Raw genomic sequence first — 15,008 nt, forward strand, 5'->3', positions numbered from 1 at the left:
TGATTTCAATGAGCTTTTTTCTTAGCTTTTAAGTTTTTCTTTTTTAAACTTATCAAATTTAGATTCTGTATTTTTAGGCCAATTGTTATTACTTGTATCTACATCAGCAGTTTGTTCATCAGGGTCAATAGTAATTTTGGTAATGGCTTTACTAGATGGAAATACTTTGGTAACTTCCTTATCATTTAGTCTCCAAATTTGAGCAGGATATTGTTTGCGTTCTTTGGTTCCATCTTCATATTCAAACTCTACAATAATTGGCATTACTAAATCACCTGGTTTTTCAAATTTTAATTCGTAAAAGTATTTAGGAGCCTTTAATGTGGCTTTTTCTTCAGTAGAAAAATTGTTTTCAATATAGTCGTTAAGTACACTATAATCTTCCGCTTTTTTTCCTTTTAATTCTTCTGAAAATTCTTCACTATCTTCAGAAACTAAATACAAAGCAGGTGGCAATTGGTCAACAGTTATACCGTATCTTTTTGCAAGGTTTTCAGCTTGTTTGGTAGGTTTATCAGTGATATGATATTTTTTAACTTCTTTAATTCCTATATCATTAGCACCAGTAGTATAAAACCAGCCTCTCCAGAACCAATCTAAATCCATAGCAGAAGCATCTTCCATAGATCTAAAGAAATCTGCAGGAGTTGGGTGTTTAAACTTCCATCTGTTGGCATAGGTTTTAAAAGCATGGTCAAATAATTCTGGTCCCATAATAGTATTTCTTAAAATCCATAAGCCTGTTGCAGGTTTAGCATAAGCATTGGCTCCAAAATTATGTACATGATCTCCTTGTGTCATTATTGGGGCTAATTTAGACTGGTCGCCTTTCATATATGGGACAATATTTTTAGGTAAGCCCCTACTAAGCGGATATTCTTTTTCATAATCAATTTGAGCCAACATTTGAACAAAAGAGTTTAAACCTTCATCCATCCAAGTCCATTGACGTTCGTCGGAATTTACTATCATTGGAAAAAAATTATGTCCAACTTCATGAATTGTAACACTAATCATTCTGTATTTGGTTCTGTCGCTATAAGTCCCATCGGGATTAGGTCTTCCTGGGTTAAAGCAAATTTGAGGATATTCCATTCCCATTTGTCCGTCAACAGAAATGGCTTTGTGATAAGGATAATCAAAAGTATGTCTAGAATAGGTTATTAGTGTCTGCGCAACGGCTCTTGTTGAATGATCTCCGTATAATGGATTGGCTTCTTTTGAATAATAAGAATATGCCATAACAGTTCTACCATTGATATCAACAGCCATAGCATCCCAAATAAATTTTCTTGAAGAAGCAAAAGCATAATCTCTTACATTTTTAGCAACAAACTTCCAAGTTTTTGTTTTGTTAGATTTGTTTTGTTCTGCTTCAATAGCTTCTTCTTGAGATACGATAAGAACTGGATTATCAAATGTTTTTCTAGCTTTAGCTAACCTTTTTTGTTGCGTGTTAGTGAGTACTTCTTTTTCGTTTTGAAGTACACCAGTAGCGCCTAAAATATGATCTGCAGGAGTAGTAATATTAACTTCAAAATCTCCAAATTCTAAAGCGAATTCACTTCTTCCCCAAAATTGAAGATTTTGCCAACCAGAGACATTATTATAAACGGCTAATCTTGGATAAAATTGAGCAATTACATAGCTGTTATTTCCATCTTTAGGAAAGTGTTCAAACCCTGAACGTCCACCTTGTTCAATGTGATTATTGATGTTGTACCACCATTTTATTTTAAAAGAATGTTTTTTTCCAGGGGCTAATGGAGTATCTAAGTTAAGACGCATCATTGTAAAATTAATAAGATATGAGGCATCACTGTTATCCATATTTTTGACATATTCAATTTTAAAACCTCCATCAAAGGGAGCTTCTAAATATTTCTTTGAAAATTGAGATGGAGTATATAAAACACTGCTTCGCTCTTGTTGGATATCTGGTGTTTGAGAGTCTGATGCTCTCATATTTTGATCCAATTGAATCCATAAATATTCTAAAGCATCTTTTGAATTGTTATGATAGGTTATGATTTCTTCACCATATATTCTTTGGTTTTCATCATCTAAAATGATGTCCATTTTATAATCAACTTGCTGTTGTGTATACTCGTATCCTGGAGCTCCAGATGCTGTATGTTCATTATTTGGTGTGGGTAACTCTTGGTGTAGTTGCCTAAATTTACTTGTATTATAGTGCCCTTGTTGTTTTTTGGTTTCTTGTGAAATTGTTGAAGTTATAGTAAATATTAGTATTAAAAGTGAGGTTAGTAGTTTTTTCATTTTTGATTAGTTTTATAGAAGTAGTGATATTTACTTACAAAGTAAAGGCTGTATTAAAGTTAATTCTAATACAGCCTTTATGGTTAACTTTTAATTTGACTTTTTTTGAACTGTTCAAATTTAGATTCTGTATTTTTAGGCCAACTGTTATTACTTGTATCTATATCAGCAGTTTGTTCATCAGGATCAATAGTAATTTTGGTAATGGCTTTACTAGATGGAAATACTTTGGTAACCTCCTTATCATTTAGTCTCCAAATTTGAGCAGGATATTGTTTGCGTTCTTTGGTTCCATCTTCATATTCAAACTCTACAATAATTGGCATTACTAAATCACCTGGTTTTTCAAATTTTAATTCGTAAAAGTATTTAGGAGCCTTTAATGTGGCTTTTTCTTCAGTAGAAAAATTGTTTTCAATATAGTCGTTAAGTACACTATAATCTTCCGCTTTTTTTCCTTTTAATTCTTCTGAAAATTCTTCACTATCTTCAGAAATTAAATACAAAGCAGGTGGCAATTGGTCAACAGTTATACCGTATCTTTTTGCAAGGTTTTCAGCTTGTTTGGTAGGTTTATCAGTGATATGATATTTTTTAACTTCTTTAATTCCTATATCATTAGCACCAGTAGTATAAAACCAGCCTCTCCAGAACCAATCTAAATCCATAGCAGAAGCATCTTCCATAGATCTAAAGAAATCTGCAGGAGTAGGGTGTTTAAACTTCCATCTGTTGGCATAGGTTTTAAAAGCATGGTCAAATAATTCTGGTCCCATAATAGTATTTCTTAAAATAAATAAACCAGCCGCGGGTTTGGCATAGGCATTAGCTCCAAAATTGAACACATTATCTCCTTGTGACATAATAGGCGATAGTCTACTTTGATCTCCAGACATATAACGTGTAATATCTTTTGCCTTTTTATCCATTGGGAATAATTCTGGATCGTAGTTGTATTCAGCCAAAATTTCTACAAATGAATTAATTCCTTCATCCATCCAAGTCCATTGACGTTCATCGGAGTTTACAATCATAGGGAAATAATTATGTCCAACTTCATGAGTAATTACACCAATCATTCCTTTTTTAGTTCTGTCAGAATATTTACCATCTTCATTAGGTCTTCCTCCATTCCAACAAATCATAGGGTATTCCATTCCTTGACGTTGTGCATTAATTGAAGTAGCATGTGGGTATGGATAATCAAAAGTGTGTTTCGAATATACTTCTAAAGTATTTGCAACTGCTCTAGTTGAATGTTCTTCCCATAGGGGATTTCCTTCATTTGGATATAAAGAATATGCCATAACCTTTTGATTTCCTAATTGAACAGCCATAGCATCCCAAATAAATTTACGCGATGAAGCAAAAGCAAAATCACGCACATTTTCAGCATAAATTTTCCAAGTTTTTGTTTGTTTAGATTTTCCTTTTTCGGCTTTTTTGGCTTCCTCAGGTGTTACAATAAATATTGGGTTATTATAGGTATTTTGTGCTGTTTGGTATCTTTTATATTGCTCTTTGGTAAATACTTCTTTAGGGTTTTGAATTACTCCAGTAGCGTTTAAAATATGATCTTTTGGAGTTGTAATAGTAACGTCATAATTTCCAAACTCTAATGCAAATTCACTTCTTCCCCAAAACTGTAAATTTTGCCATCCTTCCACATTATTATAAACGGCTAAACGTGGAAAGAATTGAGCAATCACATATAAATTATTTCCATCAGGAAAAGCTTCATAACCAGAACGCCCTCTGTCAACCATATAATTGTTAATATTGTACCACCATTTTATATTAAAAACAAATGTTTCACCTGAAGCTAAAGGTTGAGGTAAATCCACTCGCATCATGGTTTTGTTAATCATATAATTAATATCATTCCCATTGGTATCTTTAATAAATTCAATATTAAACCCTCCTTGAAATGGTTTTCCCATAAACATTTTGGTAAATTTTGCAGGATTGTATAATACATCGGGACCACCACCACTTATATCTGGTGTTTCAGAATCTGGAGCTCTCATATTTTGATCTAGTTGAACCCATAAATAATCTAAAATATCTTTTGAATTATTATGATAAGTAATGGTTTCGTTCCCCAAAAGTTTATTATTTTCTTCATCTAAAACAATATTCATTTTATAATCAACCTGCTGTTGTGTATACTCGTAACCTGGTGCACCAGATGCTGTATGCTGCTTATTTGGAGTTGGTAATTCTTCATGAAGCTGTTTAAATTTACTAATGTTGTAGTGAGCTTGTTGTTTTTCTAACTCTTGTTCTGTTTCTTGACCAAAAAATGGGGTACAAACAAACATTGCAATACATGCAATTAGTCCTATTTTTTTCATTTAATTTGAATTAGTTATTAAATATCTAAAATAATTATTTTTAATAAGAATGATAATTGTTTGTTAAAACTTTAACAAACAATTATCATTTTTTTTATCTAAATAAAATGTTTTATGCTTTTTATATGCATATATTTTGATAATATTCTGTTGATCTTTAAAATCTTTTAATAAACAAGTATTGGTAACTTCAATAGTTTGTAATTTTTCGATGTTTGAAATTTCTAAATAAAACCGAACAACATCGTCATCATATTCTTTGCCAATAAAAGTGTACTTTTCTAGTTTATTATTAATGTTAATATTTAAATGATTGTTTAAATATTCTTCAAAGTATTTATCCAGGTTTGGTAATTCATCTTTAGTAGCTATCTTAAAATTGGTATTGTGAGTTTTATTTAATGTGGTTTCTATGTCATCTATAAATAACCCAAGGGTAATTTGTACAGCTTTTTGATCTTCAACATAATCTATTTCGCATAAACTAACATAATATTTATGTAGAGTAAATGAAAAAAGCGGAATAATAAGAAAAAAAAGTAAATATTTTGAAAATTTCATTTTGAGTATTTTAATTGCGAATAAACAAAAACCTTTGCATAAAACAATAAGTTGGTTTTAAAATTTATGCTATTTTTTAAGCTGATGAAATAGTATACTTTGTTTTACCAGAAAGTTTTTGACAATAAATTCATCACTATCATATAATTCATTTAAACCCTTTCCTACACAAAAATCTAAGAATAAATGGATTTGATCTTTAGGGATTTTTAACCATTCTGTAAAAAAATCTGCACCATAAGAATTTTTAATAGTTTGTTGGAAATTACTTTTTAAAAATTCAATTTGTGCTAATTTTTGTTTTTCTTTTTTTCTTTTAATTCTACTTTTTTGGGTGAGATTTTTAAATATTGCTACAAAATTTATACCTGTTTTGATACTAATTGGATTGGTAAAATTTTCAGCATTTGGGGGTTTGGCAGCCGTGTTGTTATCGTTATTATAAATTGTGCCTAGAACTACAGAAGCCTTGCTCCAATCAATTTGAGGTATTTTTCTTAGCTCTATTTCATCCAATTCATTTAAATCAGATTCTAAATGCACAATTATTTTTTTTGAAGTTATATGTGTTGCTGTAATTTTTACAATTCTATTTTTATATACTATAGAAGAAAAAAGCAAAGAGTCACCAATTTTTACAGGTATTTTAAATACTCCTTTTGAATCACTGGAGGTACCAAGGTTTGTAGTTTTGTTGATGATATTTATATCTTGTAGAGGAATAGCGTCATATTTTACAACTCCTTTAATTTCAATACGGTTATTTTGTGAATAAACAGTTCTTAAAAATAAGAATGAAATACATATAAAAAAATATAGTCTAATGTTCAATTTTATGATAGGTTTTACTTTCATCTGTTAAAATTTTTATAACCTCCATTATTTTTTTGTCATAATATTTTTTTATAATATCTCTAGATTCACAGTAGCTTATAAAATGGTAAATTTTATCTTTAGGTATTTGTAAATCATTGGTAAAAAAATCAATTCCAAATTCTTTAATTATTTTATTGGGAAAACTTTTTTTTCGGGCTAAGCTTTTCTTTAATTTTTGTTCTGTTATATATTGAAAATCTGGGATGGAAGCTGATGCGCCAACACCTCCTAAATATAGTGGATTAGTAAAAGCTTCTGCGTTGGGAGGTTTTGAAAAATTAATGGAGTAATCTTCTTTTATTTTAAAAATATCACTTTTGTTAAAAATAAAATTATGTTTAGGAATGGTATCTTTTGGAGTGTTTTTAATATCTATATCTAAATTTCCAGATAAACCATGTAAAAAAACTTCGTCTAAAATATTTACAATGGGTTTTAGTTCTATTTTTAAAAAGTTTGATGCAATATGTTTTTTAGTAATCTTAATTTTAACAGTTTCGTATTGAATAGATGAAATTAATAAAATATTCCCAATGGTTACCTTAATTTTAAAACTTCCATTTAAGTCGCTAACAGCACCATATTTATTACTTAAATTTATGATATGAACATCGCTAATGGGTTTGTGAGAACTCGCAATTACTCCAGTAATGGTAGTTGATTTTTCTTGAGCACTCAATTTCATAGCAAGAAAAACGAAAACAAGTAAGTTAGTTGGTTTAAGTTTCATTAAAACAAAGTACGCTAATGAAATCTTAAATTAGTATTAATACTTTTGTAAACTTATGTTAAAACAATGAAATTTAGTACATTTGAAAAAGCTTATTTTTTATGAAAAAATTACTGATAGCAAGCACTTCAACAGTTCACGGAAAAGCATATTTGGAATACATGTTACCTGAATTATCGGAACATTTTAAAGGGATTAACGAAATTTTGTTTATTCCTTATGCAAGACCAAGCGGTATTACTTATGATGAATATACAGAAAAAGCTAAAATAGGCTTTGGAAAAATAAATATTCGAATTAAAGGAATTCATGTGTTCAAAAATAATTTTGAAGCAGTTAATAATGCTAAAGGAATTTTTGTTGGAGGTGGAAACACTTTTTTATTGGTAAAACAGTTGTATGAGCATAAATTAATTTCTGTAATAAAAAATGTGGTAGAAAACGGGGTACCTTATTTTGGAACTAGTGCAGGGAGCAATATTACGGGTTTAACAATGCAAAACACTAATGATATGCCTATTGTTTATCCACCAAGTTTTAACACCTTTGGATTTATTAATTTTAACATTAACCCACATTATTTGGATCCTGATACGAATTCAACGCATATGGGTGAAACCAGAGAAACTAGAATTAATGAATATCATACCTTAAATACAACCCCAGTTTTAGGATTAAGAGAGGGAAGTTGGTTACAAGTTAATGGTTCTAAAGTTGTTTTAAAAGGGAAATTACATGCGAGATTGTTTGAGCAAAATAAACCTGCTAAAGAATTACCACCTGAAACTGATTTAAGTTATTTAAAATAATTGTCTTTCTATTGTTGTAAAAAATCTTTAACGAGTAAACCATCAGGTGAATTTTTTACTTCATCAGAAAGAATTTGAAAACTTTCTTTTACTCTTAAAGTATCAATATCACTTGCTTTTATTTGATCTCGTAATACCATTGCAGCTATAAATGAGTTTTTATTATTTTCAATAAATTTGAAACTATAATTGGTAAATTCATTTTCAATTTTTTTCATATCATTTCCTATTGCTGTTAATTTTTCAGCATCATTTTCAAGTCGAGCTTTTTGAAAGTGTGGAAATAAGTAACTGATTTTTTTAAAAATATTTTTAGAAGCTTGTTTGTATTCGTTCAATTTTAGATTAAGTTCTGAGCCCGTTATTATCGGATCTTGAATTTCATTAGCATTTATAACAATTTTAAATGTCGAATTTTCAATAACTAAAACAACTACAGCTGCATTTTTGTTAAATGTTAATGCAAAACGTTCAGGGACATTAACTACGCCTTTAAATGTAAAATTATTTTTAAAAACTGCTGATGAGTCAATTTTATAAATTGAATTTTCAATTATTTTATTTAAATATATAGTGTCTGCATCAAAATTTTGAATTTCTCCTTGTAAAACAAAACCATTATTTTTAGAAGTAATGTTTTCTTTTGATTTAGAATTGTTTGAATTGCAGCTAAAAAATAAAAAACTGGCTAAGTATATCAGTAAATACTTTTTCATTGCAATATTATATTTGTTAATTAATAATTTACATAGTTAACAATCTCAAGTCCGTAACCTGTCATTCCTATACGCTTAGTAATAGAAGTAGCATTAGATAATACACGTAGTTTTGAAATTTCTAAATCATGTAAAATTTGAGCTCCAATACCAAAATCTTTATCATCTGGTTTAATTTGAGGGACTTTATTTTCAACTTCTTTTTGCGCTTCTCTTAATAATGATAGACGGTTTATCAAGTTAAAAGATTGATTTTCTTGACTAATAAATACCGCAGCACCTTTTCCTTCATCTTTCATCATTTTAAATATTTTAGAGAACTTATGGTCAGGTTTTGCAGTAAGAACTCTAAGAATATCATTATTAATTAAAGAAGAATTTACACGAACTAGAACAGGTTCATCTTCTTCCCATGAACCAGTTGTTAATGCAATATGTACTTGGTTGTTGGTAGTTTGTTTATAAGCTCTTAAACGGAATTCTCCAAATCTAGTTTGCATATTGAAATCTTCAATTTTATCAATTAAAGAATCATATTTCATCCTATAGGCAACTAAATCTTCAATAGAAATTATTTTTAAATCAAATTTCTTTGCAACTTTCATTAATTGAGGCAAACGAGCCATAGTACCATCTTCATTTAAGATTTCAACTAGTATTCCAGCCGGTTTAAAGCCTGCTAGCCTAGCTAAATCTATAGATGCTTCAGTATGTCCTGTTCTTCTTAAAACCCCTCCTTCTTTGGCTCTTAGTGGAAAAATGTGCCCAGGTCTTCCAAAGTCTTCAGGTGTTGTTTTTTTAGAAGTAAGAGCTTTGATGGTTTTAGCTCTGTCATGTACTGAAATTCCAGTTGTACAACCATCTCCTATTAGATCAATAGAGACTGTAAATTGAGTGTTATGTAAAACGGTATTTTTATTAACCATTAAAGGTAAATCCAATTCATCACAACGTTTTTCTGTTAAAGGAGCACAAATTAAACCTCTTCCATGTTGCGCCATAAAATTAATCATTTCAGGTGTTACACATTCTGCTGCTGCAATAAAATCGCCTTCATTTTCTCTATCTTCATCATCTACAACAATAATCATTTTGCCGTTTTTGATGTCCTCAATTGCTTCTTGAATTGAATTTAACTTTATTTTGTTGGTTGAAGTTTCCATGTATTAATCGGTTGTTTTTTTTGTAAATTTTTTAAAGAATTTAAGAATATTTTCAAATACAGCATCTATGTTAAAAATTCCCATACCTTTTGCTGCTCTTTTGGTAAGTAATATACCAAAAGGCAATAATATTAATGTTGAAAGCCAGCTACCTAATGTTGCAGAAATAGCACTTTCTTCTGCTAAATTTTTTCCTAATTGTGATATGAAAAAGTAAATCACAAAAATAGTGATAGCCATAATCATTGGTAATCCAAAGCCTCCTTTTCTAATGATTGAACCTAAAGGAGCGCCTATAAAAAATAAGACCAAACATGCTAAAGCAAACGATATTCTATAGCTAAATTCATAATCGTATAAATTGAGGATTTTTCTTCGGTCTTTAAAGTTTTTTTTCTGAGATGTGTTTCTATCCAAAGAACGTTTCAATGTTTGAAGTGAAGTTTCTAAAACAATGCTTTTATTTTTTAAATCAAAATTATCTAAAATGATTGGTTTTAAGTTTTTATTAATCAAAGAATCAGGGTGTTGGTATAACTCATCAGCATTAATGATGGAAAAAAAGTTTTTTGCTTGTGTATTAATGTATTCATCATATGCTATTTTTTTTTCTTTGGAAATAGAATCTAGCTGTTTAACACTAAGCATTCCGTGATGTTCTTTAACTTTTTCGTCATCCAAATTATCATCATCATTAAAAGAAGAAATATCAATGTTTATAGTGTAGGTTTTAAATGAAGCATTTGAAGCGGGCATTTTAGCTCTTTCCTTAGTGCGCATTACTTTTTTAATATGATCTTCATAATAATACCCATTTTCTAGGGTAAGTGTCATGTATTTACTACCTTCTTCAGTTGATATAGTTCCTTTTTCAGCTGTAATGGTTTTTATTTTACCTTTTCCAGCACTTAAATCAGCTATTTGAACATTTTTCAATAAGTTTTCTTCTTCGCCATATTTTTCATCAAACTTGATACTAAAATTAGGAATTTCGGTATTAAAAGCTCCAGGAACCAACGCTAAAGCTGGCTTTTTCTTCTTCATGTTTAAGTATAAATTCTTTTGCTTTAAGGTAGCCCAAGGGTAAATATTATTTAGAAAAACAAAGTTTAAAGCACTTAAAAATAATGTTAAAAATATTAGGGGTCTAATAACTCTACTTAATGAAATACCTGCTGATTTCATAGCAGCAAATTCATAATTTTCAGATAAATTACCCAAAGCCATGATTGACGATAATAAAATACCTATAGGTAGAGCAGTTGGAGTTAAAATAAGTGCTAAATATCCCAAAAATTTGAGTATAAAAAAGATATCAATTCCTTTACCAGCAATTTCATCAAATGCTAACCACAAGGCTTGCATAACCAAAACAAAAAGAACCACCAAAAATGTGGCTAAAAAAGGTTCTAAAAAACTTTTTAAAATATATTTATCAAATAATTTCAACTCAATTAATTTGGTTCAGAGATGGTATAATGTTTTTGATCTCTGTATTTCGCTTTGTCAAAGATAAAAAGCTTTTCTGAAATAGTTTGATTTGTTTTAAAAGTTCTTACTTCAAGTGTAGTGATTGTGTTATTTTCTCCAGTTTCGATAATATTGTAAATATGTTTGGTTTTAATGTCTATACCAACCATAACATTCTTAATTTCAGAGTTAGTATCAATTGGAGTTAATTTTACATATTGAATTTTTACACCTTTTAGGGTCTTTAAATCACTCATTTCATAAGTATATCCATTTTTATAAAATGAAAACATTTTTGAAGGTGTTAAGGTTTTTTCTCCGTTTTTTAAAGGCTTTTGTATGATAACTTCTTCATCTTCATGGATGATTAAATATACTTTTTGTCCATCAAAAATTTGTTCAGTTCCCATGTAATTTAAATTGTATAAATCGCCTTTTAAAGTAACATTTCCTCTGGTTTCTTGATGTACATCAGCATCAGAATTATCAAATTTGTGATCAAATTCTATATAAATACTTTTGTAAGCTTCTACTTTTTGAGCAACTTCATCTAATAATTTTTTTGCTTTTTCAGAATTTTGACTCACTGCTGTAAAACTAATTACAAAACTTACTATTATTAAAACTATTTTTTTCATTCTATCCTATAATTCTTTAAACTGTTATTTAGGTTCATTATCTAATAATTGGTTTAATGCCATTTCATCTGGTATTAAAACCTGTCTTGCTTTACTTCCTTCAAAAGGACCAACAATTCCGGCAGCTTCTAACTGGTCAATTAACCTGCCTGCTCTGTTGTATCCTAATTTTAGTTTTCGTTGTAATAATGAAGCAGATCCTTGTTGTGCATGCACTATTACCAAAGCTGCATCTCTAAATAATGCATCTCTTTCGCTGATATCTATATCAAGACTTGTGCCAATTTCTTCACCACTATATTCTGGTAACATATAGGCATCTGGATAGGCTCTTTGTGAACCAATAAAATCGGTTATTTTTTCAACTTCAGGAGTATCAACAAATGCGCATTGCAATCTAATTAAATCGTTACCAGCCGAAAATAACATATCTCCTTTACCAATAAGTTGATCAGCCCCTGGACCATCTAAAATGGTTCTAGAATCTATTTTGGAAGTTACTCTAAAAGCTGCTCTAGCTGGGAAATTTGCTTTAATAATACCAGTTATCACATTTACCGAAGGTCTTTGTGTAGCAACTATTAAATGAATTCCAATAGCACGAGCTAATTGTGCTAAACGTGCAATTGGTGTTTCAACTTCTTTACCAGCTGTCATTATTAAATCAGCAAATTCATCAATAACTAAAACAATATATGGTAAAAACTTATGACCATTTTCTGGATTTAATTTACGAGCTTTAAATTTTGCATTGTATTCTTTAATGTTACGCACCATAGCAGATTTTAACAAATCGTAACGTGCATCCATTTCAATACATAATGAATTTAAAGTGTTAATAACCTTTGTAGTGTCTGTAATAATGGCTTCATCTGTATCAGGTAATTTGGCCAAATAATGTCGCTCAATATGATTGAATAATGTTAACTCAACCTTTTTAGGATCTACCAATACAAATTTTACTTCGGCAGGATGCTTTTTGTATAAAAGTGAGGTTAATACAGCGTTTAATCCAACCGATTTTCCTTGACCTGTAGCACCAGCCATAAGTAGGTGAGGCATTTTGGCTAAGTCAATTACAAAAGTTTCATTAGAAATTGTTTTTCCCAAGGCAATAGGTAATTCCATTTCAGAGTTTTGAAATTTTGTAGAGGAAATTACTGATTTCATAGAAACCATAGTTGGTTTTTTATTGGGAACCTCAATTCCAATAGTTCCTTTACCAGGTATTGGAGCAATAATTCTAATTCCCATAGCTGAAAGTGATAGGGCTATGTCATCTTCTAAATTTTTAATTTTAGATATTCGTATACCAGCTTCTGGAACAATTTCGTATAAAGTTACGGTTGGTCCTACAGTAGCTTTTATTCTATCAATACCTATATTGTAATTATTTAAGGTTTCAACAATTCTATTTTTATTAGCCTCTAACTCTTCTTGATCTACAGAGATACTTTCATTATAGTCTCTCAATAAATTTAAAGTTGGGTATTTATAATTTCCAAGTTCTAGTGTTGGGTCAAATTCACCATAATCTTTTACTAATTTATCAGATAAATTTTCAGTAACATGATTTTCTTCTAAAATAGTGTCAACATCAATTTCAATAGCTTCTTTTGTTTCTTCTGTTTTGTTTTTTTGCTGAATATCTAATTCATTTTTAAGTGAATCATTATTTTTTGTTAATCTTATTTCTGGTTTATCTAAAGAAAGCTCTAAGGAAGAAGTAACGTCATTTTTATCTATTGAATTTAAAGTTGTTTCTTCTTTGATTTCAAAATTTTCAATGTCAAAATTTTTGATTTCTTTTTTCGAAGGAAAACTACTTTTTACCTTTTCAGGAGTTAATTTAAAACGGATAACTAAATATGAAATCAGTAGAAATAAAAGAACTAGTATTAATCCGGTTTTTCCTAAAAATTGTTGTAAATAAATATTTAATTCATACCCAATAACTCCTGGAAATAAGGAGTTTTTATGTGCTAAAAACCCAAAAGAAATTGAAAACCAAAGTATTCCTAAAATACCCCAACCCCAAGCATTTTTTATTTTTTTGAAAGTTCCTTTTAAGAAAAAATGAAGTCCAGATAAAAATAATAATATTGGTAAGTAAGTGGCTGCCACTCCAAAACCTTTATAAATAAAGAAGTGACTTAAAGTTGCACCAATTTTACCTAATAAATTTTTTACAGTTATCTGTTTATCAGCAAAATTTGAGAGTTGACTTTGATCTTGTTGCCAATTAAAAAAATAGGAGATAAATGAGAAAAATAAAAAAATAGAAAATACCATTACAAACAAACCCAAAATGGTTTGAGTTTGCCTATTTCCAAAAAAAGATTTTAATTTTTGGAAACGTGGCTTTTTTGAAGTTTTTGTACTAGTTTTCTTTTTTGCCATTTAATTAATTATGTCACAAAAATATAAAATTAAAGTGATTGCAGTTAAAATCCTAAATAAATTTGGGAATGTAAATGATTAAACCAATTATTACGGCAAATATTGCAGCAAAAAAAGCAGCACCAGCAGAAATGTCTTTAATATGTCCGATTTTTTTATGATATTCAGGATGAATAAAATCTGAAATTTTTTCAATGGCTGTGTTTAAAGATTCTGCTACCAAAATAAGTCCAATTGCAAATATTTGGAACATCCATTCGGTAGCAGAAATATTCATTATAAAGCCAACAATGGTAATTAAAATACCAATTATAACTTGTGCTATTATACTTTTTTCAGAAGTAATTAAAATCCAAAATCCTTTGGCTGCGTATTTTACAGCTTTGATTCTATTTAAAAAAAAATTACTTTCTGAGTCCATGCTATTAAAGTGCTTTTAAAGCAGCTTCATAGTTAGGTTCATCAACAATTTCAGGAACTTGCTCTGTATAAGTAACAATACCTTCTTCGTCTAAAATTACTACAGCTCTAGAATGTAAATTAGCAAGCGGACCATCTTCAATAGTTAATCCATAAGATTTTCCAAATTTTCCTTTAGCAAAATCTGATAGTGTAATTACATTTTCTAGCCCTTCAGCACCACAAAAGCGAGCTTGAGCAAATGGTAAATCTCTTGAAATACAAAGTACTTTGGTATTTTCAAGTTTACTAGCTTCTTCATTAAATTTTCTAACGGAAGCTGCGCAAGTACCTGTATCTAAACTAGGGAAAATGTTTAAAATTACTTTAGAACCTTTAAAATCTTTCAATTTTGTTTTAGATAAATCAGATTTGATTAGCGAGAATTTTGGAGCTTTTTTACCAATTTTAGGTAACTTTCCAATGGTTTTAATAGGATTTCCTTTTAATGTTATTTTAGCCATAAGTATGTTTTTTAATTTTAAATATCAAAGTTAGTTTAAAAACCAAAAACTCCCGAATAAAATCGAGAGTTTTTAAATTTTATTTGAG

The 15,008-nt window shown here is 29.4% G+C and carries 13 protein-coding genes; 1 reads left to right on the top strand and 12 read right to left on the bottom strand.

Translation table 11 applies throughout. The annotated features are described in order from the left end of the window. Positions 1-21 precede the first annotated feature (21 nt). From Q0714_RS08390 to Q0714_RS08410, 5 genes are all read right to left on the bottom strand, one after another. The gene (locus Q0714_RS08390; RefSeq protein ID WP_298264166.1) at positions 22-2,280 is read right to left on the bottom strand and encodes a M1 family metallopeptidase; all 2,259 of its coding nucleotides are present in this window, start codon (positions 2,278-2,280) and stop codon (positions 22-24) included. A gap of 83 nt (positions 2,281-2,363) precedes the next feature. Continuing rightward, positions 2,364-4,634 carry a M1 family metallopeptidase gene (locus Q0714_RS08395; RefSeq protein WP_298264167.1) on the bottom strand — a complete coding sequence of 757 codons (2,271 nt, stop codon included), beginning with the start codon at positions 4,632-4,634 and terminating at the stop codon, positions 2,364-2,366. Positions 4,635-4,697: 63 nt separating this feature from the next. After that, positions 4,698-5,195, bottom strand: coding sequence for a DUF6702 family protein (locus Q0714_RS08400; protein WP_298264169.1), 498 nt, complete (start codon positions 5,193-5,195; stop codon positions 4,698-4,700). A gap of 69 nt (positions 5,196-5,264) precedes the next feature. Further along, complete coding sequence (locus tag Q0714_RS08405) at positions 5,265-6,050, bottom strand: carboxypeptidase-like regulatory domain-containing protein (protein ID WP_298264171.1); 786 nt, start codon at positions 6,048-6,050, stop codon at positions 5,265-5,267. Then, on the bottom strand, positions 6,016-6,756 hold the full coding sequence (locus tag Q0714_RS08410; RefSeq protein WP_298264172.1) for a carboxypeptidase-like regulatory domain-containing protein: 741 nt from the start codon (positions 6,754-6,756) through the stop codon (positions 6,016-6,018). Before Q0714_RS08410 ends, Q0714_RS08405 begins: the two co-directional genes overlap by 35 nt. A gap of 146 nt (positions 6,757-6,902) precedes the next feature. On the opposite strand from Q0714_RS08410, the gene pepE reads away from it, so the two are divergent. After that, complete coding sequence (pepE, locus tag Q0714_RS08415) at positions 6,903-7,610, top strand: dipeptidase PepE (RefSeq protein WP_298264174.1); 708 nt, start codon at positions 6,903-6,905, stop codon at positions 7,608-7,610. Between the two features lie 8 nt (positions 7,611-7,618). On the opposite strand, the gene Q0714_RS08420 is transcribed toward pepE, so the two are convergent. From Q0714_RS08420 to tpx, 7 genes are read right to left on the bottom strand one after another with little or no spacing between them, the layout of a single operon-like run. Then, a complete protein-coding gene (locus tag Q0714_RS08420) occupies positions 7,619-8,326 on the bottom strand; it encodes a DUF4369 domain-containing protein (protein WP_298264176.1) in 708 nt (235 codons plus the stop codon). A gap of 20 nt (positions 8,327-8,346) precedes the next feature. Continuing rightward, the gene (gene ribB, locus Q0714_RS08425) at positions 8,347-9,489 is read right to left on the bottom strand and encodes a 3,4-dihydroxy-2-butanone-4-phosphate synthase (RefSeq protein ID WP_298264178.1); all 1,143 of its coding nucleotides are present in this window, start codon (positions 9,487-9,489) and stop codon (positions 8,347-8,349) included. 3 nt (positions 9,490-9,492) lie between these two features. Further along, the gene (locus tag Q0714_RS08430; protein WP_298264180.1) at positions 9,493-10,938 is read right to left on the bottom strand and encodes an LptF/LptG family permease; all 1,446 of its coding nucleotides are present in this window, start codon (positions 10,936-10,938) and stop codon (positions 9,493-9,495) included. A gap of 5 nt (positions 10,939-10,943) precedes the next feature. Next, complete coding sequence (locus Q0714_RS08435; protein ID WP_298264181.1) at positions 10,944-11,597, bottom strand: outer membrane lipoprotein carrier protein LolA; 654 nt, start codon at positions 11,595-11,597, stop codon at positions 10,944-10,946. A gap of 24 nt (positions 11,598-11,621) precedes the next feature. Beyond that, positions 11,622-13,997, bottom strand: a complete 2,376-nt coding sequence (locus tag Q0714_RS08440) for a DNA translocase FtsK (protein WP_298264183.1) — start codon at positions 13,995-13,997, stop codon at positions 11,622-11,624. Positions 13,998-14,049: 52 nt separating this feature from the next. Then, positions 14,050-14,418, bottom strand: a complete 369-nt coding sequence (locus Q0714_RS08445; RefSeq protein WP_298264185.1) for a diacylglycerol kinase — start codon at positions 14,416-14,418, stop codon at positions 14,050-14,052. A gap of 4 nt (positions 14,419-14,422) precedes the next feature. Further along, the gene (tpx, locus tag Q0714_RS08450) at positions 14,423-14,920 is read right to left on the bottom strand and encodes a thiol peroxidase (RefSeq protein ID WP_298264186.1); all 498 of its coding nucleotides are present in this window, start codon (positions 14,918-14,920) and stop codon (positions 14,423-14,425) included. Between the last annotated feature and the right edge of the window lie 88 nt (positions 14,921-15,008).

Source organism: uncultured Lutibacter sp. (assembly GCF_947493565.1).
Classification (GTDB): Bacteria; Bacteroidota; Bacteroidia; order Flavobacteriales; family Flavobacteriaceae; genus Lutibacter; species Lutibacter aestuarii.

Excerpts from the sequence above, each read along its gene's own strand:
- tpx (WP_298264186.1), bottom strand. The coding sequence starts at position 14,920 with ATGGCTAAAATAACATTAAAAGGAAATCCTATTAAAACCATTGGAAAG.
- Q0714_RS08400 (WP_298264169.1), bottom strand. The coding sequence starts at position 5,195 with ATGAAATTTTCAAAATATTTACTTTTTTTTCTTATTATTCCGCTTTTT.
- Q0714_RS08435 (WP_298264181.1), bottom strand. The coding sequence starts at position 11,597 with ATGAAAAAAATAGTTTTAATAATAGTAAGTTTTGTAATTAGTTTTACA.
- Q0714_RS08445 (WP_298264185.1), bottom strand. The coding sequence starts at position 14,418 with ATGGACTCAGAAAGTAATTTTTTTTTAAATAGAATCAAAGCTGTAAAA.
- Q0714_RS08390 (WP_298264166.1), bottom strand. The coding sequence starts at position 2,280 with ATGAAAAAACTACTAACCTCACTTTTAATACTAATATTTACTATAACT.
- Q0714_RS08395 (WP_298264167.1), bottom strand. The coding sequence starts at position 4,634 with ATGAAAAAAATAGGACTAATTGCATGTATTGCAATGTTTGTTTGTACC.
- pepE (WP_298264174.1), top strand. The coding sequence starts at position 6,903 with ATGAAAAAATTACTGATAGCAAGCACTTCAACAGTTCACGGAAAAGCA.
- Q0714_RS08440 (WP_298264183.1), bottom strand. The coding sequence starts at position 13,997 with ATGGCAAAAAAGAAAACTAGTACAAAAACTTCAAAAAAGCCACGTTTC.
- ribB (WP_298264178.1), bottom strand. The coding sequence starts at position 9,489 with ATGGAAACTTCAACCAACAAAATAAAGTTAAATTCAATTCAAGAAGCA.
- Q0714_RS08420 (WP_298264176.1), bottom strand. The coding sequence starts at position 8,326 with ATGAAAAAGTATTTACTGATATACTTAGCCAGTTTTTTATTTTTTAGC.
- Q0714_RS08410 (WP_298264172.1), bottom strand. The coding sequence starts at position 6,756 with ATGAAATTGAGTGCTCAAGAAAAATCAACTACCATTACTGGAGTAATT.
- Q0714_RS08405 (WP_298264171.1), bottom strand. The coding sequence starts at position 6,050 with ATGAAAGTAAAACCTATCATAAAATTGAACATTAGACTATATTTTTTT.